The sequence below is a fragment of the Enterobacter roggenkampii genome (assembly GCF_001729805.1).
Lineage (GTDB): Bacteria > Pseudomonadota > Gammaproteobacteria > Enterobacterales > Enterobacteriaceae > Enterobacter > Enterobacter roggenkampii.
In genome coordinates this window covers 2,853,673-2,873,052 of record NZ_CP017184.1, presented here as the reverse complement: position 1 = coordinate 2,873,052, position 19,380 = coordinate 2,853,673, and the positions used below count along the sequence as shown (strand labels likewise).

The window sequence follows — 19,380 nt, the reverse complement described above, 5'->3', positions numbered from 1 at the left end:
GCCCCCAAGCGGCACTAATAACACGTCAACCTGACTTGATGCGACAATGGATTTCGCCGCGCAGGCCGCGCGCGATAAAAAGCTGTGGTTATGATTCCCGCATATCACTAAATCAATATTCTGTTTACGACACATGTCGAGAATATGGGCATTAAGTTCTCCTGTCGCAATTACGGTTTCATAGACAGGATAGTGTGCCTTTTCGACCAGCTCGCGCAGAAATTGCTGCGTTTCCTCCTGAAGTACCTCACGAATATCCTCCAGCATGGGGCAGCCAGCTGATTATACATCTCGGGTTCGGCCGCAAGCGTGATGAGGCTGATGCGGGCATTGTGGGGTCTGGCAATGGAAACTGCCCGGGCGACGAGTTGATGGCTTTCTGGGGAAACGGCAACAGAAACAAGTAGATGGGAGTAACTCATGGCGCACTCCTTGGGTGTCTGACTGACAGCTTTTGATCACCTTTACCGCGATTTTCCGGGTTCTGCAAGGGCTGATTACGACATTAGTGTGAAGCTTATCATAATTATTCATTAATTATTCTTATAAGAAGAATAACTGAAAAATGCGCCTAAATGAAAAAAATTAACAACTTAACGTAAATCACACAATTTTATGCCTTGACTGTTGAATCGTTTTGATGCGTTACAAAATCATTTCGAATGATCACGCTCTGAAACATCTTTTTTGGGCTGCCTGCATAACTCTATGTTTTTTCACAGTAAGAAAAATGTTTCCCGGAGGGGTGAATGATGTAAATGTTTCCGCGCGACGTCCACCCGAGGAAAAGCACGTTGCATGCCAGTTCTGATCCCCCTTCTGCATGAGTATTCGTCAATTAAGAATACAAAACAGTGTCGATTGGTTAAAATTTGAACAAATTACAAGTCATACTGATGGATTTATGGGTCATATTCACTTAAATTGTGTGACGTAGATCACATTTTTTTTAAATTTGAGGATGGCTGGATTGTATGTGTCAAAACTGACGAGTAGAGTTTGCGTCGAATTAGGAAAAATCTTAGTTATTTGTAAGAAATGATAAAACATGTAAGAGACGCATTCGCGTTTCCTCTCTTACGCGTTTCGATGAATACAAACCTAAATTCAACTATGCATTTAGCCTTTTCTTTTTTATACCGGGTGATTTCCCGGCGACATCACGGGGTGCGGTCTTTCCGCATAAAAATAATAGTTGGTTATTCGGGATGGGAACAATGCATACATCCGAGTTGCTAAAACATATCTATGACATCAATTTGTCGTATTTACTGCTCGCGCAGCGTTTGATTAGTCAGGACAAGGCGTCCGCGATGTTTCGTCTGGGTATTAACGAAGAGATGGCAACCATGCTGGGCGGTTTAACCCTCCCGCAGATGGTTAAACTGGCTGAAACGAATCAACTGGTTTGCCAGTTCCGTTTCGATGACTCTCAGACAATAACGCGTCTGACGCAGGAGTCCCGTGTAGACGATCTTCAACAGATCCATACCGGTATTCTTCTTTCTACTCGCTTGCTTAACGAAATCAGCCAGCCTGATGACGTAGCCCGTAAGAAAAGGGCCTAGCAATGAGCGAGAAAAGCATTGTTCAGGAAGCGCGTGACATACAGTTGGCCATGGAGCTGATTACGCTGGGTGCTCGTTTACAAATGCTGGAAAGCGAGACGCAGTTGAGCCGTGGTCGTCTCATCAAACTGTACAAAGAGTTACGTGGTAGTCCCCCGCCGAAAGGCATGCTGCCGTTTTCTACCGACTGGTTTATGACGTGGGAGCAGAATATTCACGCTTCCATGTTCTGTAATGCCTGGCAGTATCTTCTCAAAACCGGTTTGTGTAGCGGCGTTGACGCCGTGATCAAAGCCTACAAACTTTACCTTGAACAATGCCCACAGCAGGAAGAAGGTCCTCTGCTGGCGCTGACCCGCGCATGGACGCTGGTGCGTTTTGTTGAGAGCGGAATGCTTGAGCTGTCGCGCTGCAACTGCTGCAACGGCAATTTCATTACCCATGCTCACCAACCTGCAGGCAGCTTCGCCTGTAGTTTATGTCAGCCTCCTTCCCGTGCAGTAAAAAGACGTAAACTTTCCCGGGATGCTGCCGATATTATTCCACAACTGCTGGATGAACAGATCGAACAAGCTGTTTAACCCGAACGTGTGGGAAAGATTCCAGCAGCGGTAAGCGATTACCGCTGCTTTTTTTTACCCCGCGAACGGTCAACGCTGCGAGCTGGACGTCCTTGCCATAGTCACTAGCGGAAGGATGATGTCGTGCTTATCTTATTAGGTTACCTGGTAGTTCTCGGTACAGTTTTCGGCGGTTACATGATGACCGGCGGGCACCTTGGAGCACTCTATCAACCGGCTGAACTTATTATCATCGGCGGCGCAGGGGTAGGGGCTTTTATCGTTGGCAACAACGGTAAATCGATCAAGGGCACGCTGAAAGCAATTCCGTTGCTGTTCCGTCGCTCAAAATACACCAAAAGCATGTATATGGATCTGCTGGCACTGCTCTATCGCCTGATGGCGAAGTCGCGTCAGCAGGGCATGTTCTCGCTTGAGCGGGATATTGAGAACCCGAAAGAGAGCGAAATTTTTGCCAGCTATCCGCGCATTCTTGCTGATGCCATGATGCTGGATTTCATCGTCGACTATCTGCGACTGATCATCAGCGGCAACATGAATACCTTCGAAATCGAAGCGCTGATGGATGAAGAGATTGAAACCCATGAAAGCGAATCGGAAGTGCCGGCCAACAGCCTGGCGCTGGTCGGCGACTCGCTTCCGGCATTTGGTATCGTTGCTGCGGTCATGGGGGTGGTGCACGCCCTGGCCTCGGCAGACCGTCCGGCAGCCGAGCTCGGCGCGCTGATTGCCCATGCGATGGTGGGTACCTTCCTCGGTATTTTGCTGGCGTATGGCTTTATCTCTCCGCTGGCCAGCGTGCTGCGCCAGAAGAGCGCGGAAACCACCAAAATGATGCAGTGCGTGAAGATCACGCTGCTCTCTAACCTCAACGGTTATGCGCCACCGATCGCGGTTGAGTTTGGCCGTAAAACGCTTTACTCCAGCGAGCGTCCGTCGTTTATCGAGCTTGAAGAACACGTGCGTGCGGTGAAAAACCCAAACCAACAGACGACAACTGAGGACGCATGAAAAACCAGTCCCATCCGATCGTCATCGTAAAAAAACGCAAGCACAAGGGCGGTGGGCATGGCGCGCACGGCTCGTGGAAAATCGCGTACGCCGATTTTATGACCGCAATGATGGCGTTCTTTCTGGTGATGTGGCTGATCTCCATCTCCAGCCCAAAAGAGCTGATCCAGATTGCCGAATATTTCCGCACGCCGCTGGCAACGGCGGTGGCCGGCGGGCCGCGTATCTCTAACAGCGAAAGCCCGATCCCGGGCGGCGGCGATGATTACACCCAGCAGAAGGGTGAGGTGAAAAAAGAGCCGAACATCGACGAGCTGAAACGAAAGATGGAACAGGCGCGCCTGAAAAAACTGCGTGGCGATCTCGATCAGCTGATTGAAGCGGATCCGAAGCTGCGCGCGCTGCGACCGCATCTGAAGATTGACCTGGTGCAGGAAGGGCTGCGTATCCAGATTATCGACAGCCAGAACCGCCCGATGTTTAAAACCGGGAGTGCGGAAGTCGAACCGTACATGCGCGATATTCTGCGTGCCATTGCACCGGTGCTGAACGGCATTCCTAACCGAATCAGCCTGTCAGGCCACACGGATGATTTCCCGTACGCCAGTGGGGAGAAGGGATACAGCAACTGGGAACTTTCTGCCGACCGTGCCAACGCCTCGCGCCGCGAGCTGGTGGCAGGTGGGCTTGATGATGGCAAGGTACTGCGCGTAGTCGGCATGGCCGCAACCATGCGCGTTTCCGACCGCGGGCCGGATGATGCCATCAACCGTCGTATCAGTCTTTTAGTGCTGAACCAGCAGGCGGAGCAGGCCATCCTGCATGAAAACGCCGAAAGTCAGAATGAGTCACTGGACGATTTAAAACAGCCTGGGGCCGTTCCTTCGGCTGCCGTTCCAACATCGCCACCAGCCAATCCGAGGTGATAGCGTGAGCATGGATATTAGCGATTTTTACCAGACATTCTTTGATGAAGCCGACGAATTGTTGGCCGATATGGAGCAACACTTGCTCGATTTGGTGCCCGAAGCACCGGATTCCGAGCAGCTCAATGCCATCTTCCGTGCGGCGCATTCCATTAAAGGCGGAGCCGGAACGTTTGGATTTACCATCCTGCAGGAAACGACCCATTTAATGGAAAACCTGCTTGATGAAGCACGACGCGGTGAGATGCAGCTCAATACCGACATTATCAACCTGTTTTTGGAAACCAAAGATATTATGCAGGAACAGCTCGACGCCTATAAAAGTTCGGCAGAGCCTGATGCCGCCAGCTTTGAATACATCTGCAATGCGCTGCGCCAGCTCGCGCTGGAAGCCAAAGGTGAGGTTGCCGCAGCCGTGGTTCCTGCCGCAAAACTGAGCGTTGTGGATACGGTTGCCGCGCAGGCGTCTGCCCCTGCCGACGCACCGGCGGGCAAACTGCGCGTGGTGCTGTCTCGCCTTAAAGAGAATGAAGTTAACCTGCTGGAAGAAGAGCTGGGTAACCTGGCGAAATTAAGCAACGTGGTTAAAGGCAAAGACAGCCTGGCCGCGACGCTTGATGACGGTATTGGCCAGGACGATATCGTGGCGGTGCTGTGCTTTGTGATTGAAGCCGATCAAATCGCCTTCGAAACCGAAACGGTCGCGGTTGATGCCCCTGCGGCTGTAGAAGAGGCGGCTGTTGTCGCTCAGGCTGCCGCACCGGCTGTGGTGCCTGCGGCTCCGGCGCTCAAGGCGGTGCCAAAAGAGGCTGCTGCACCGGGCCGTGGTGAAAAACCTGCCGCGCGCTCCAGCGAGTCGACCAGCATCCGCGTTGCCGTTGAGAAGGTTGATCAGCTGATTAACCTGGTGGGCGAACTGGTGATCACCCAGTCGATGCTGGCGCAACGTTCAAACGAACTCGACCCGGTCACCCACGGGGATTTGATTACCAGCATGGGCCAGCTGCAGCGTAACGCCCGCGATCTGCAGGAATCGGTCATGTCCATCCGTATGATGCCGATGGAATATGTCTTCAGCCGCTTCCCGCGTCTGGTTCGCGATCTCGCCAGCAAGCTGAACAAGCAGATTGAACTGACCCTGATGGGCAGCTCAACCGAACTGGATAAAAGCCTGATCGAGCGCATCATTGACCCGTTAACGCACCTGGTGCGTAACAGCCTCGACCACGGTATTGAACTGCCGGAAAACCGCATTGCCGCAGGGAAATCCCCGGTCGGGAATCTGATCCTGTCTGCGGAACATCAGGGCGGAAACATCTGCATTGAAGTGACCGATGACGGCGCAGGTCTGAACCGCGAGCGCATCCTGGCAAAAGCGATTTCGCAGGGAATGGCGGTCAATGAAAACATGACCGACGAAGAAGTGGGCATGCTGATCTTCGCACCGGGCTTCTCTACCGCAGAGCAGGTGACCGACGTCTCCGGGCGCGGCGTGGGCATGGACGTGGTGAAACGTAACATCCAGGAGATGGGCGGCCACGTTGAGATCCAGTCCAAACAGGGTTCCGGCACGACCATTCGCATCCTGCTGCCGCTGACGCTGGCGATCCTCGACGGCATGTCAGTCAAAGTGGCGGACGAAGTCTTTATCCTCCCGCTGAACGCCGTGATGGAATCCCTCCAGCCGCGTGAGGAAGATCTGCATCCGCTGGCGGGCGGGGAGCGCGTCCTCGAGGTTCGCGGTGAGTACCTGCCGCTGGTGGAACTGTGGAAAGTGTTCGAAGTGGACGGGGCGAAGACCGAGGCTACGCAGGGTATCGTGGTGATCCTGCAAAGCGCGGGCCGCCGCTATGCGCTGCTGGTCGATCAGCTGATTGGCCAGCACCAGGTGGTGGTCAAGAACCTCGAAAGCAACTACCGCAAAGTGCCGGGTATTTCTGCCGCCACCATTCTGGGTGATGGTAGCGTGGCGCTGATCGTCGACGTGTCGGCGCTTCAGGGATTAAATCGTGAACAACGTGTGGCGTACACAGCCGCCTGATTAAGTAGAAGGTAATAACATGACCGGTATGAGTAATGTAACGAAACTGGCGGGCGAGCCATCAGGACAGGAATTTCTGGTATTCACTTTAGGCGATGAAGAGTACGGCATCGATATCCTGAAAGTGCAGGAAATCCGTGGTTACGACCAGGTTACCCGCATCGCTAACACGCCTGCGTTTATTAAAGGTGTCACCAACCTGCGTGGCGTCATTGTGCCCATCGTGGATTTGCGCGTGAAGTTCAGCCAGGGCGACGTTGACTACAACGACAACACCGTGGTGATCGTCCTGAATCTGGGGCAGCGCGTGGTGGGGATCGTGGTGGATGGCGTGTCTGACGTGCTTTCCCTGACCTCTGATCAGATTCGTCCTGCGCCAGAGTTTGCGGTCACGCTGTCGACCGAATACCTGACCGGTCTGGGCGCGCTCGGCGAGCGTATGCTGATTCTGGTGAACATTGAGAAGCTGCTGAACAGCGATGAGATGGCGCTGCTGGATATTGCCGCGAGTCACGTAGCCTAAAACAAAGCCGGGTGGCGCTGACGCTTACCCGGCCTACGCGTTCGAGCCATTTGTAGGCCGGGTAAGGCGAAGCCGCCACCCGGCATTTTTACATCCTGCTCCACCAGCTTAGCTTCCGTGGCCACCCATACGTTAATGCTCGGGGGCCGTCTTCACTGCAGGATATCGCGGCGAGTCGCGTGGCATAAAAACAAAGCCGGGTGGCGCTGACGCTTACCCGGCCTACGTGTTCGAGTCATTTGTAGGCCGGTTAAGGCGAAGCCGCCACCCGGCTTTTTTACATCCTGCTCCACCTGCTCAGCTTTCGTGGCCACCCATACGTTAATGCTCGGGGGCCGTCTTCACTGCTGGATATCGCGGCGAGTCGCGTGGCATAAAACAAAGCCGGGTGGCGCTGACGCTTACCCGGCCTACGCGTTCGGGCCATTTGTAGGCCGGGTAAGGCGAAGCCGCCACCCGGCTTTTTCATGCCATTACGCTTCCTGCTTTACCAGTTCAGCTTCAGCTTCCGCGTCCCGCGCACCTTCATTCTGCGACAGCATGGCGGTCGCAATACCATTACCCAGAACGTTAATTGCGGAACGGCCCATATCCAGGAAGTGGTCGATCCCCATCAGCAGCAGAATACCGGCCACCGGAATGTTAAAGCTTGGGATCGTCGCGGCCAGCACCACCAGCGAGGAGCGCGGTACGCCCGCAATCCCTTTTGAGGCCAGCATCAGGGTCAGCATCAGCACGGTCACCTCAGAGAAGCTCAGATGAATGTTGTACGCCTGCGCGATAAACATCGAGGCGAAAGAGCAGTACACCATCGACCCCACCAGGTTGAAGGAGTAGCCAATCGGCAGTACGAAAGAGGCGATGTTGCGCGAGCAGCCAAAACGCTCCAGCTGCTCCAGCGTTTTAGGGTAGGCCGCTTCAGAACTGCTGGTGGTAAACGCCACCAGAACTGGATCTTTCAGCATGCTGACCAGGCGGAACACCTCTTTTTTCAGCACCATGTAACCCACGGCCAGCAGCACCATGCAGGTGAGAAGAATGGCAACGTAGTAGCCGCCAATAAAGGAGGCATAGTTCAACAGAATGCCCAGACCCTGCGTGGCGATAACGGATGAGATTGCCGCGAAAATGGCCAGCGGCGCAACGTACATCACGTAGCCTGTGACCTTCAGCATGATATGGGAAACCACGTCCAGCGCGGCCACCAGCGGGGCGTTGAACTTCTGCCCCAGCGACGCGCCGCCAATGCCAAAGAACATTGAGAACACCACAATCTGCAGGATCTCATTGTTCGACATCGCCCCCGCGATGCTGGTCGGAATGGTGTGAGACAGGAACGCTTTCAGCGTCATGCCCCCAACGGCCAGACCGGTATCCACCGCCTCGGTCGGGACGGTCAGGTTCAGTCCGCTGCCCGGATGCTCCAGCGTGACGATAAACAGGCCGACCAGAATTGAGAGCACGGATGAGCTGATAAACCATACCATCGCTTTGCCGCCCACGCGGCCAATGGTGGAGGTTTCGCCCAGCTTCATAATGCCGACGGTGAGCGTACTGAAGACCAGCGGTGCAATGACCATTTTGATCAGTCGCAGGAAAATATCGGTCAGAAGGGTAATATTATCCGACCAGGCTTTGATGGCATCCGCAGATGCATATTCATGAATTGCTGCCCCTGAAAGAATACCCGCCAGCATGAATATCACGATGAAGAGTGTGAGTTTGTTTGCACTTGCCACGAAAAAAGACCCTCTATGCGCTTCAGATGTAGCCCGCACCGATACATATAAATTTTTTATTACGACGCGGGAAATTATTCGGCACATAAATTGACGCAAAGCGTAGGGGGATACAACTCCTTTTTAAGTTTTATTAATTTTGTTGTTATTGCCCTGTCGATATATTGTGATCTGCATCACACTTTAATGGATATATTCTCTCCTGATAGCATGAAAATGCTGAAAAAAATAATTTAACTCTCTGTTATTTAAGGTAATAAGAAGTCAATAAGACAAAGTGCTTATGCGTTATGGGGCAGGTGGTCGAAGCGATATCCGTAAACTAAATTCTCAATAACCCCCCTCAGAGGAACATTAAGCGGGGCTAACATCTTGAACGACAAAAATAAAACGTGGCAAGGGAACGGAGACGTCTTCTGGAGGGTGGTAAATGAAAAGAAAACTCCTTTTGATCTGCGCAGGCACCTTACTGACTGCGACAACGGTCCATCAGGCGCTGGCCGTCACCAGTAGCGGCACCATCGGCGCGACGCTGACGCTCACGAACGGCTGTCTGATAAACGGATCGCCCACGCAAAACGGCATTAACTTCGGGACACTGGATTTCGGCACCCATCCCGCAACGTTTTCCACTCTGACCACGCAGCTCACCGGCGCCAGCGGCGGAAACACCTTCACTATTCAATGTACGACCGCCAGCTATACGGTGGCGATCACCGGCAACACCAACTCCACCGCACCCGGCACCGTTGTCGGCACCCCGGGAACCCCTGCGCGCTATCTGGTTAACACCGCCAACGCGGCACAGGGCGTGGCATACAGCCTGTACAGCGACAGCGGGTTTAACAGCGTGATTGCCAATAACACCGCGTTGCCGATCGCCTCTACGGCCGGAGGGGTGGACAGTTACACCCTGTATGGGCGTATTACCGGCGGCGGTAACAGCGTGACGGTCGTCCCGGGCACCTACACCGACACGATTAACGTCAGCGTCACCTATTAGTCCAGCACCGCCATGAAGGCAACTCTTACTGGTCTGCGCATATGCGCAGAGGGACACGTGCAGCCTTTTTTCGCGCTGATCGTCGGATTGCTGATGGCGCCCGCGGCGGATGCGGTGACGTCACAGTCCTTTAAGGTCAGCGCGACGATTGTTCCGGGATGCGCGGTGGCCACCGGCAGCGGAGGGGTTCTCGGGACGCTGGATTTTGGCACCCATAACGGCGTCGAGAGCGCGCCGGTAAGCACCAGCTTTGTGCCAAACGGGGCGTTGTCTATCGCCTGCACGCCGGGCGTGGCGCTGAGCATGAGCATTAATGGCGGACAGAATTATTCAACCGTTCGCCGCATGAAGCGCTCGAACGGCGCCGACGTCGTGGGATACCGGCTTTACAGCAGCAGCTCGCTGGCAGCGAACAGCGAAATTGGCGTCAACCAGGCGATACCGGTGACCTATAGCAACAGCAATAACATCGCGCTGCCGCTTTTTGGCGTGGCGCTACTGACCGGATTTAGCCCGGCAGGAACGTATTCCGATCAGCTCACCGTGACCTTGTCATGGTAATAAAGGGAGAGTGTTGATGAAGCCAGTTTTCAGACCTGTTTGTCTGGCGGGCGCGTTGGGAATGGCTGTGGCAACCGGTCAGGCGCAGGCGGCAGCCACCATTCTGCTCTGGCCTATCGACCCGTGGCTTGCGGCAGACGCCAACGCCACGGAGCTGTGGATCCAGAACCAGGGAAACAGCGCCACCACGATGCAGGTGCGTATTGTGCGCTGGAAGCAGGAGGACGGACACGAACGCTACACCGCGCAGCAGGATGTGGTCGCCAGCCCGCCCATCGTCACGATTGGCACAGGCAGCAAGCAGCTTATCCGTCTTATTAAGCAGGCCCCCGTTCCCGCAGGCGTCGAACAAGCCTACCGCATTATCGTGGATGAAATTCCTCAGCCTGATGCTAAAGCAGAACCCGCCATCGGCCTCAAGTTGCAGATGCGTTACTCCATTCCGCTGTTTGTGTATGGCCAGGGGATCCCGACAATAAAAGAGGGGGCGCATCACGCGCTGGTGGAGACCCGGAACCTGAGCTGGCGGGTGACGCGAGCGGATGGGCAGCCGGTACTGGAGGTTCGGAATCGGGGGGATGTCCATGTCAGGCTGAGCAAGGTGGCGCTGGAGCAGGGAGGGCAGAAACGCACGGTCGCGGAGGGATTGCTGGGTTACGTACTTCCCGGCAGCACCCGCAGCTGGCCGATACCCGCAGGCGTTCGTCAGCCAGAGCGGATGAGCGCGCAGATTAATGCCAGGGACGCACAATGGCAGTCGACGCCCGTCAACTGAAGCCGGCGATGATGATACTGCTTTGCGTCAGTTCCGCGACCTGGGCTGAGCCCGGCGATGACAGCCTTCCGCCGCCGCCCCAGGCACAGGCGATACATGATGAAGCGGTCTTCCAGCTTGCCCTCGTGCTCAACCACTACGATACCGGTCTGGTCGTGCCCGTGACGCAGCGCAAAGGCGCTTTCTTTATCTCCAGCGCCGACCTGCTGCGCGCGGGGCTGCCCCCGGAACATGTTCCTGCCGGAGAAGTGAATCTCTCATCGCTTTCTCAGGTTCGGGTGGAGTACGACAGCGCCGGGCAGCGTCTGCTGCTGACCGTTCCCCGGGACTGGGTCGCATCCCGCGTGACGCCGTTCGGCGCGCAAACGGCGCAGGCCAAACCGCACTTCGGGCGCGGCGCGCTGCTCAATTACGATCTCTACACCAACCACACGGAGCATATCGGCGGACAGGCGTCCCTCTGGCATGAATTCCGCTATTTCAATGAGAACGGCTCGTTTTCCTCCACCGGCTATGCCCGGGAAAATTTCACCGGTAACGACGGTCAGCAGGAAGGGTATGTCCGCTATGACACGACCCTGCTGTTCACGAATGAGGATGACGCAATGAGCTGGAGCGTCGGGGACGTGATCAGCGATGCCCTGAGCTGGAGCTCCAGCGTGCGGATGGGAGGGATCAGCGTCGGGCGAGATTTCTCCCTGCGCCCTGACCTGGTGACGTGGCCGCTGCCCGAATTCGCGGGGAAGCGGCGGTGCCCACCTCGGTGGATCTCTTTATCAACGGCTATCGGTCCGGCTCAACCCAGCTTCAGCCGGGCCCCTTCACCCTGACCAATCTGCCCTATATCAACGGCGCCGGGGATGCGGTACTGGTCACGACGGATGCATTAGGGCGCCAGGTCAGCACCACGCTGCCGTTTTACGTCTCCAGCGACCTGCTTAAAAAAGGGCTGAGCGACGGCGCCGTGACGCTGGGCAGCCTGCGGCGTAATTACGGTATCAAGAATTTTGACTACGGCCCGGCGGCAGGCAGCGGTTCGTATCGCTACGGGGTGACGGACTGGCTGACCCTGGAAGGGCATGCGGAAGGGGCGCAGGAACTGGCGCTGGGCGGGGCTGGGACGGTGATTAAACTCGGCCAGTTTGGCGTGGTGAATACCTCTTACTCGCAAAGCCGCATGCGCGGGGAGGCGGGCGGGCAAATCAACTGGGGTTACCAGTACAGCACCAGCGAGTTCAGCGTGGCCACCCAGCACACGCGTCGGGACCGCGGCTTTGGCAATCTGGCCCTGTACGACCAGCCTGCGGTGTATGACGATAACGATAAACCCATCGCCAGCTTCAGCCGCAATACGGACCAGTATTCTCTGACGTTCAACCTGGGACAGTACGGCAACATCGGCGCAGCCTGGATTGGCGTGGAGAGTTTTGACAGTCAAAAAACCGAGCTGCTTAATCTCTCATGGAGCCGTAATTTGTGGGGCGCGAGCAGTATTTACCTCGCCGGGAGCCGGGACCAGCAGCGGGGAGACTGGACGGTCGCGCTGTCGCTGCAGGTGCCGCTGGGGGCACGCGACAGCGCCGCGTTCACCGTCGAAAACACCCCGGATGCGGGCAACACCCAGCGCATTAACTACAACCATTCCATGCCGTCTGACGGCGGCTTTAGCTGGAACATGGCCTGGGCCAACCAGTCAAAATCCAGTGACTATCAGCAGGGCACGCTGGGCTGGCGTAATAACAATATTGAACTGCAGGGCGGCGGCTACGGCGAAAGGGACATGATGACCTGGTGGGGCGAGGCGATGGGCGCGATTGTTCTGATGGACGGCGAGCTGTTCGCGGCGAATAAGATCAACGATGCGTTTGTGGTCATCAGTACCGACGGTCATCCGGACGTGCCCGTCAGCTATGAGAACCAGCCCGTTGGCAAAACGAATAACAACGGTTACCTGCTGGTCAGCGGGGTGTCGGCGTATTACCCGGCAAGCTACCGCATTGATACCCTGAACCTGCCGGCGGACACCCGGCTGAAAGAGACCGAGCGGCGAATTGCGATTCGGCGTCACAGCGGCTATCTGGTCGATTTCCCGATGGAGCAGGAGAGGGTGGCAAGCGTCATCCTCCACGATGCGCGCGGCCAGGCGCTGCCGGTGGGAAGCCAGGTCCGGCGTGCCTCGCGCAGCAATGCGGTGGTGGGGTATGACGGTATTGCCTGGCTGGAAAACCTTAGCGATGTGAATCCGCTGGAGGTGATCGCGCCTGACGGAAAACGCTGCAAGGTTACCCTGACCGTGGGAGCCAACCCGGAGCACAAGCTGCAAACCTACGGTCCGCTGGTGTGTCGGGAGGCGCCATGAAGCGTCTGCTGTTTATGCTTCTGCTGCTGGTGGCCAGCGGCAGTTGGGCTGACTGTCGAGTCAGTACGGTCAACGCCGCGTTTGGGAGTGTAACCTCATTCGCGCTGAGTGGTTCTGGCGAAGTGGCAACCACCGGTACACTGGTCGTAGCCTGTGATGCGCTGGTGAACTTGCTGACCGGGGACACCATCACGCTGAATTTTGTCTCAGCTACCGTTTCGGCCAATGGTCGTGCGACCATGAAGCGCACCGACAACGCGGCCATCACCGATGTGATCCCGACGCGCCTGTGCGGGCAGTCGGGCTGCGCTAACAACAGCGAAGTGCAGACCAGTAAAACCTATACCTGGGACAGCAGTACCTTGTTAAATCTGATCGGCGGCAAACAATACAATATCCCTCTCTATTTCCGCACGGTACCGGGGCAAAATGTGACCGCGGGTCCTTATCAGGTGACGCTAAACTTCGATATCACCTATAGAGTCTGCTCGGTGGGCGTGCTCAACGCGTGTTTGTCGGGACTGCAAACCGGAACGAAAGGAACCAGCATCACGTTGGATATGACCGTCACCAACGACTGTAGCGCCATGACCACGCCGGACGTCAACTTCAACAGCGCGCCGCTGGTACAAAGTTTCCCCACCGTCTCACAGGCGATTGCCGTCACCTGTACCAAAGGCAGTACCTATACCATCGGCATTAACAACGGTGCTAACGCGCTGAATAACGTGCGCCGGATGGTAAGCGGCAGTAACTACCTCAGTTATGACATCTATAAAGAAGCCACGGGTAACCGCTGGGGCGGCAGCGGCAGCGAACGCTGGACCAGCGCGACGTCGTCGCAGGTCAGTGCCGACGGTTTACTGCGTACCTACAACTACACCGCGAAAGTGCTGACTAATCAGGCCACGCCACCCGCCGGAACCTACACCGATACGCTGATTGTCGACGTGGCTTTCTAACCCCGCGCTTTTCCCTTTCTCAAATGTAAAGTTCCTGTTGGCTGTGCCGATAACACCGTTAATAAATCTATGAGAAGGTGTTGTATGTTGAACCGTATCCGCGTTGTCACAATGCTTATGATGGTGCTGGTCATTTTCGCACTACTTCAGCTTATCTCCGGCGGGCTTTTTTTCTCGTCATTAAAACAGAACCAGGACAGCTTCGCGGCCTCGAACGATCTCCGCCTGCAGCAGAGTGAACTCACCTCAACGTGGGATCTGATGCTGCAAACGCGTATCAACCTGAGCCGCTCGTCCGCGCGCATGATGATGGATCCCAACAATCAGCAGAGCAGCGCGAAAACCGATCTGCTGAAAAATGCCCGGGCGACACTTGCGGATGCCGCAAAGCATTACGAGGCCTTTAAGAAAATCACCCCGCAGCCTGCGATGGAGCAGGTGAGCCAGAATATCGACGAAAAATACAACGCCTACCATGCCGGTCTGGCAGAGCTGATTCAGTTCCTGGAGAGCGGCAACATGGACGCCTATTTCGCGCAGCCGACGCAGGGGATGCAAAACGCCCTCGGCGCGGCGCTGGGGGAATATGCAAAGGTCAGTGGCGATCTGTATCACTCCGCGTTTGCTGAAAGCCAGAATGACTACCGCTTTGCGAAATGGCAGATGGCGGTGCTGGCGCTGGCGCTGGTCATTGTGCTGATCGCGGTCTGGTACGGCATTCGCCATATCCTGCTGAACCCTCTCGGTCGCGTTATTGCCCACATTCGTGACATTGCCGGCGGTGACCTGACCAAAACGCTGACCGTGTCCGGGCGCAATGAGATCACCGAGCTGGCAAACAGCGTTGACCATATGCAGCGTTCGCTTATCGATACCGTCGCCAACGTGCGTAGCGGCACGGATGCCATCTATACCGGCACCAGCGAAATTGCGATGGGCAATAACGACCTCTCATCGCGCACTGAACAGCAGGCGTCCGCCCTGGAAGAGACGGCGGCCAGCATGGAGCAGCTCACCGCGACCGTGAAGCAGAACGCCGATAACGCCCGCCAGGCGTCTCAGCTGGCGGAAAGCGCCTCCGAGACGGCGCAGCGCGGCGGCCGCGTGGTGGATGGCGTAGTGAAAACCATGCACGACATCGCCGAGAGCTCGAAGAAAATCGCCGACATCATCAGCGTCATCGACGGCATTGCCTTCCAGACCAACATTCTGGCGCTGAACGCCGCCGTGGAAGCGGCGCGCGCAGGCGAACAGGGACGCGGATTTGCCGTGGTGGCCGGGGAAGTGCGCAACCTGGCCAGCCGCAGCGCCAACGCGGCAAAAGAGATCAAATCGCTGATTGAAGATTCCGTCTCCCGCGTCGATACCGGCTCCGTGCTGGTGGAAAGCGCCGGGGAGACCATGAATGACATCGTGAATGCCGTCACCCGCGTGACGGACATCATGGGTGAAATCGCCTCTGCGTCTGATGAGCAGAGTCGTGGTATCGACCAGGTTGCCCTGGCGGTATCGGAAATGGATCGCGTGACACAGCAAAACGCCGCCCTGGTGCAGGAGTCCGCTGCGGCGGCCGCTGCGCTGGAAGACCAGGCGAGCCGTCTGAAGATGGTCGTCTCGGCGTTTCGTCTCGCTTCACTCGCTGGAAACACGGTCACCCCGCAGGCGACGTACCGCGCGCCAGCCGCTGAAACGGCTGCCAACCGTACGCGTACCGCGGCGACCGGACAAGATGAAAACTGGGAAACATTTTGACTGACAATTAAACCGCGGCTGCTTGCCGCTTGATGGGAGCGTGGATGTTAAATCGTATTCGTATCTCGACCACACTGTTTTTGATTCTGATCCTTTGCGGTGTGTTGCAGGTTGGCAGTAACGGGTTGTCTTTTTGGGCGTTTCGCGATGGCTATCAGAATTTGCAGGACGTTGAGGCGAGTAATCAGCAGCGCTCCGCACTGGCACAAACCCGTGCCGTGCTGTTGCAGGCAAGCACTGCGCTGAACAAGGCGGGAACCTTAACCGCGCTAAGTTATCCGCCGGATGACATTAAGGCGCTGATGGCCACCGCACGCGACAGCCTGAAACAGGCTGACGCACAGTTTAAGGCCTTTGCGGCACAGGCCACCGGCAGCGAGAAAGAGAAAGCGCTGAAGGCCGCCATGAAGACCCATTTTGAACAGTGGTACAGCGATCTCGACCATCAGGCGACGTGGCTTGAGAACAACCAGCTGTCGGATTTTATGACCGCGCCGGTTCAGGCCTCGCAGGCGGCGTTTGACGGCAGCTTTGACGCATGGCAGCAGGATATCAATCAGTCTGTTCTGCGCGCCGGTGAAGCAAGCCGCACCAGCTATCACATGTCGGGCGTCATCTTCGGCGTGATGGTGATTCTGGCGGGCTTGCTGACCGGCGCCGCGCTGCTCTGGTCACGCAAAATGATTGTGCAGCCGCTGGCGATTATCAGCAGCCACTTCGACAGCATTGCGAAAGGCGACCTGGCGCGTCCGGTGGCGGTGTTCGGCAAAAACGAAATTTCGGCGATCTTTGCCAGCCTGAAGGCGATGCAGGGATCGCTGCGGGAAACGGTATCCGACGTGCGTCAGGGCAGTTATGCCATGCACACCGGGATCTCAGAGATTGCGGCGGGTAACAACGATCTCTCATCCCGCACCGAGCAGCAGGCGGCCTCGCTGGCGCAGACGGCAGCCAGCATGGAGCAGCTGACGGCGACGGTTAGCCAGAACGCCGATAACGCGCGTCAGGCATCTGACCTGTCAAAACAGGCGGCGATGACGGCGAAGAAGGGCGGCGACCAGGCGTCCCACGTCGCCAGCACCATGCAGGAGATCGCCACCAGTTCACAGAAAATTGGTGACATCATCAGCGTGATTGACGGTATCGCGTTCCAGACCAACATTCTGGCGCTGAATGCTGCCGTTGAAGCGGCGCGTGCCGGGGAGCAGGGGCGCGGATTTGCGGTGGTGGCGGGTGAGGTGCGTAACCTGGCGAGCCGCAGCGCCAACGCGGCGAAAGAAATTAAGGTGCTGATTGAAGAATCGGTGTCACGGGTTCAGCAAGGCTCTGCCCTGGTGGATACGGCGGCACAAACCATGCACGAAATCGTCACCTCGGTGACGCGGGTGAACGACATCATGGGCGAGATTGCCTCGGCGTCGGATGAACAGCGTCGCGGGATTGAGCAGGTTGCTCAGGCGGTCACCCAGATGGATCAGGTGACGCAACAGAACGCCTCGTTAGTTGAGGAAGCGGCAGCGGCAACCGATCAGCTGGCCAGCCAGGCGGATCGTCTGACCGGGCTGGTCGCGGTATTTAATGTGAAAGAGCACGTTGAAGCAGTAACAGAAGTCGGGCGGTCGCAGGCCGTGCCAGTTGTATCCTGAATGTAATTAAGAAGGCGCTATGACATCACCAATGCCCCCTGGGCAAACGTCATTATTGTTGCAGATGACACAGCGCCTCGCGCTGTCCGACGCGCATTTTCGTCGGATATGTCAGTTAATCTACCAGCGTGCGGGGATCGTGCTTGCGGATCATAAGCGGGACATGGTCTACAACCGTCTGGTGCGGCGCTTGCGTACGCTGGGGCTGGATGATTTTGGCCGCTATCTGAGCATGCTCGAGGCGAACCAGAACAGCGCAGAGTGGCAGGCTTTTATTAACTCGTTAACCACCAACCTGACGGCGTTTTTCCGGGAGGCCCACCACTTCCCGGTCCTGGCCGAGCATGCGCGCCGGCGCACCGGGGAGTATCGCGTCTGGAGTGCGGCCGCCTCGACGGGTGAAGAGCCGTACTCGCTGGCGATCACCCTTGCCGATACGCTGGGGATGGCGCCGGGACGCTGGAAGGTCTACGCCAGCGATATCGATACCGAAGTGCTGGAGAAGGCGCGTAACGGTGTTTATCGCCAGGATGAACTGAAAACGCTGTCGCCGCAGCAGCTGCAGCGTTATTTCATGCGCGGCACGGGCCCGCATGAAGGCCTGGTACGCGTACGCCAGGAGCTGGCGAACTGCGTCGAATTCGCGCCCGTTAACCTGCTGGATAAGCAGTACAACGTGCCGGGGCCGTTCGACGCCATTTTTTGCCGTAACGTCATGATCTATTTTGATAAAACGACGCAACAGGACATTTTGCGTCGGTTTGTTCCGTTGCTCAAGCCTGACGGTTTACTGTTTGCCGGGCACTCGGAAAACTTCAGCAACCTCGTGCGTGAGTTTAGCCTGCGTGGGCAAACGGTATATGCGCTGAGTAAGGAAAAAGCATGAGTAAAATCAGGGTATTGTCCGTCGATGATTCAGCGCTGATGCGTCAGATCATGACTGAAATTATCAATAGCCACAGCGACATGGAGATGGTGGCAACCGCCCCCGATCCGCTGGTAGCGCGGGATTTAATTAAAAAATATAACCCCGACGTGCTAACGCTGGATGTCGAGATGCCGCGCATGGATGGCATAGATTTCCTCGAAAAATTAATGCGGCTGCGGCCCATGCCGGTGGTGATGGTCTCCTCCCTGACCGGAAAAGGATCGGAAATCACCCTGCGCGCGCTGGAGCTGGGGGCGGTGGATTTTGTCACCAAGCCGCAGCTCGGCATTCGCGAGGGGATGCTGGCGTACAGCGAGATGATCGCCGAGAAGATCCGCACCGCGTCGCGGGCAAAGCTTGCCGCCCATACGCCGATGGCCGCGCCTGCGACCCTGAAGGCCGGTCCCTTACTCAGCTCGGAAAAACTGCTGGTCATTGGGGCGTCAACCGGAGGAACAGAGGCAATTCGTCATGTACTCCAGCCATTGCCGCTCTCAAGTCCGGGTATTCTGATCACGCAGCATATGCCGCCAGGCTTTACCCGTTCGTTCGCCGAACGCCTGAACAAGCTGTGCCAGATCAGCGTGAAAGAGGCGGAAGACGGCGAGCGCGTGCTGCCGGGACATGCCTATATCGCGCCGGGCGACAAGCATATGGAACTGGCGCGCAGCGGCGCTAACTATCAAATCAAAATTCATGACGGACCGCCGGTCAACCGGCACCGTCCGTCGGTGGATGTGCTGTTTCATTCGGTGGCGAAACATGCGGGGCGCAACGCCGTGGGGGTGATCCTGACGGGGATGGGCAACGACGGGGCCGCCGGAATGCTTGCAATGCACCAGGCTGGCGCCTGGACGATTGCGCAGAATGAAGCAAGTTGTGTGGTGTTCGGCATGCCGCGCGAGGCCATCAATATGGGTGGCGTGAGCGAAGTGGTCGATCTTAGCCAGGTAAGCCAGCAGATGCTGGCGAAAATCAGTGCCGGACAGGCAATACGTATTTGAC

Annotated in this window: 15 protein-coding genes and 2 pseudogenes; 15 read left to right on the top strand and 2 right to left on the bottom strand. The window is 56.6% G+C overall.

Annotated elements, in window-relative coordinates:
- Nucleotides 1–422: pseudogene (gene uspC, locus BFV67_RS13510) on the bottom strand (universal stress protein UspC); the annotation flags it as partial.
- Nucleotides 423–1,217: 795 nt separating this feature from the next.
- On the opposite strand from uspC, the gene flhD reads away from it, so the two are divergent.
- The 6 genes from flhD to cheW all read left to right on the top strand — a co-directional run bounded on the left by flhD (nucleotide 1,218) and on the right by cheW (nucleotide 6,650).
- Nucleotides 1,218–1,568, top strand: a complete 351-nt coding sequence (flhD, locus tag BFV67_RS13505) for a flagellar transcriptional regulator FlhD (RefSeq protein WP_008500415.1) — start codon at nucleotides 1,218–1,220, stop codon at nucleotides 1,566–1,568.
- Nucleotides 1,569–1,570: 2 nt separating this feature from the next.
- The gene (gene flhC, locus BFV67_RS13500; RefSeq protein ID WP_008500416.1) at nucleotides 1,571–2,149 is read left to right on the top strand and encodes a flagellar transcriptional regulator FlhC; all 579 of its coding nucleotides are present in this window, start codon (nucleotides 1,571–1,573) and stop codon (nucleotides 2,147–2,149) included.
- Between the two features lie 123 nt (nucleotides 2,150–2,272).
- Complete coding sequence (gene motA / locus BFV67_RS13495) at nucleotides 2,273–3,160, top strand: flagellar motor stator protein MotA (RefSeq protein ID WP_008500417.1); 888 nt, start codon at nucleotides 2,273–2,275, stop codon at nucleotides 3,158–3,160.
- Nucleotides 3,157–4,086, top strand: a complete 930-nt coding sequence (motB, locus tag BFV67_RS13490; protein WP_008500418.1) for a flagellar motor protein MotB — start codon at nucleotides 3,157–3,159, stop codon at nucleotides 4,084–4,086. Before motA ends, motB begins: the two co-directional genes overlap by 4 nt.
- Before the next feature lie 4 nt (nucleotides 4,087–4,090).
- Nucleotides 4,091–6,127 carry a chemotaxis protein CheA gene (gene cheA / locus BFV67_RS13485; protein ID WP_069598493.1) on the top strand — a complete coding sequence of 679 codons (2,037 nt, stop codon included), beginning with the start codon at nucleotides 4,091–4,093 and terminating at the stop codon, nucleotides 6,125–6,127.
- A gap of 19 nt (nucleotides 6,128–6,146) precedes the next feature.
- A complete protein-coding gene (gene cheW, locus BFV67_RS13480; RefSeq protein ID WP_008500420.1) occupies nucleotides 6,147–6,650 on the top strand; it encodes a chemotaxis protein CheW in 504 nt (167 codons plus the stop codon).
- A gap of 473 nt (nucleotides 6,651–7,123) precedes the next feature.
- Here the strand turns inward: cheW and BFV67_RS13475 are convergent, their stop codons facing one another.
- The gene (locus BFV67_RS13475; protein WP_008500421.1) at nucleotides 7,124–8,389 is read right to left on the bottom strand and encodes a dicarboxylate/amino acid:cation symporter; all 1,266 of its coding nucleotides are present in this window, start codon (nucleotides 8,387–8,389) and stop codon (nucleotides 7,124–7,126) included.
- Nucleotides 8,390–8,819: 430 nt separating this feature from the next.
- On the opposite strand from BFV67_RS13475, the gene BFV67_RS13470 reads away from it, so the two are divergent.
- From BFV67_RS13470 to BFV67_RS13430, 9 genes and pseudogenes are all read left to right on the top strand, one after another.
- Entirely contained in the window at nucleotides 8,820–9,392 is a 573-nt protein-coding gene (locus BFV67_RS13470) for a Csu type fimbrial protein (RefSeq protein WP_008500422.1), read from the top strand.
- A gap of 12 nt (nucleotides 9,393–9,404) precedes the next feature.
- Nucleotides 9,405–9,953 (top strand): Csu type fimbrial protein, encoded by a 549-nt coding sequence (locus tag BFV67_RS13465; protein WP_046092759.1) that lies wholly within the window; start codon nucleotides 9,405–9,407, stop codon nucleotides 9,951–9,953.
- 16 nt (nucleotides 9,954–9,969) lie between these two features.
- On the top strand, nucleotides 9,970–10,728 hold the full coding sequence (locus BFV67_RS13460) for a fimbrial biogenesis chaperone (RefSeq protein WP_069598492.1): 759 nt from the start codon (nucleotides 9,970–9,972) through the stop codon (nucleotides 10,726–10,728).
- Nucleotides 10,704–13,087 (top strand): annotated as a pseudogene (locus BFV67_RS13455) (fimbria/pilus outer membrane usher protein). The gene BFV67_RS13460 and the pseudogene BFV67_RS13455 overlap by 25 nt, the downstream one beginning before the upstream one ends.
- Complete coding sequence (locus BFV67_RS13450) at nucleotides 13,084–14,049, top strand: Csu type fimbrial protein (RefSeq protein ID WP_069598491.1); 966 nt, start codon at nucleotides 13,084–13,086, stop codon at nucleotides 14,047–14,049. The pseudogene BFV67_RS13455 and the gene BFV67_RS13450 overlap by 4 nt, the downstream one beginning before the upstream one ends.
- A gap of 84 nt (nucleotides 14,050–14,133) precedes the next feature.
- On the top strand, nucleotides 14,134–15,801 hold the full coding sequence (gene tar / locus BFV67_RS13445; RefSeq protein WP_069598490.1) for a methyl-accepting chemotaxis protein II: 1,668 nt from the start codon (nucleotides 14,134–14,136) through the stop codon (nucleotides 15,799–15,801).
- A gap of 44 nt (nucleotides 15,802–15,845) precedes the next feature.
- Nucleotides 15,846–17,447 (top strand): methyl-accepting chemotaxis protein IV, encoded by a 1,602-nt coding sequence (gene tap / locus BFV67_RS13440; protein ID WP_023344434.1) that lies wholly within the window; start codon nucleotides 15,846–15,848, stop codon nucleotides 17,445–17,447.
- Nucleotides 17,448–17,466: 19 nt separating this feature from the next.
- A complete protein-coding gene (gene cheR, locus BFV67_RS13435) occupies nucleotides 17,467–18,333 on the top strand; it encodes a protein-glutamate O-methyltransferase CheR (RefSeq protein WP_008500429.1) in 867 nt (288 codons plus the stop codon).
- Nucleotides 18,330–19,379, top strand: a complete 1,050-nt coding sequence (locus BFV67_RS13430; RefSeq protein WP_008500430.1) for a protein-glutamate methylesterase/protein-glutamine glutaminase — start codon at nucleotides 18,330–18,332, stop codon at nucleotides 19,377–19,379. The genes cheR and BFV67_RS13430 overlap by 4 nt, the downstream gene beginning before the upstream one ends.
- Nucleotide 19,380 lies beyond the last annotated feature (1 nt).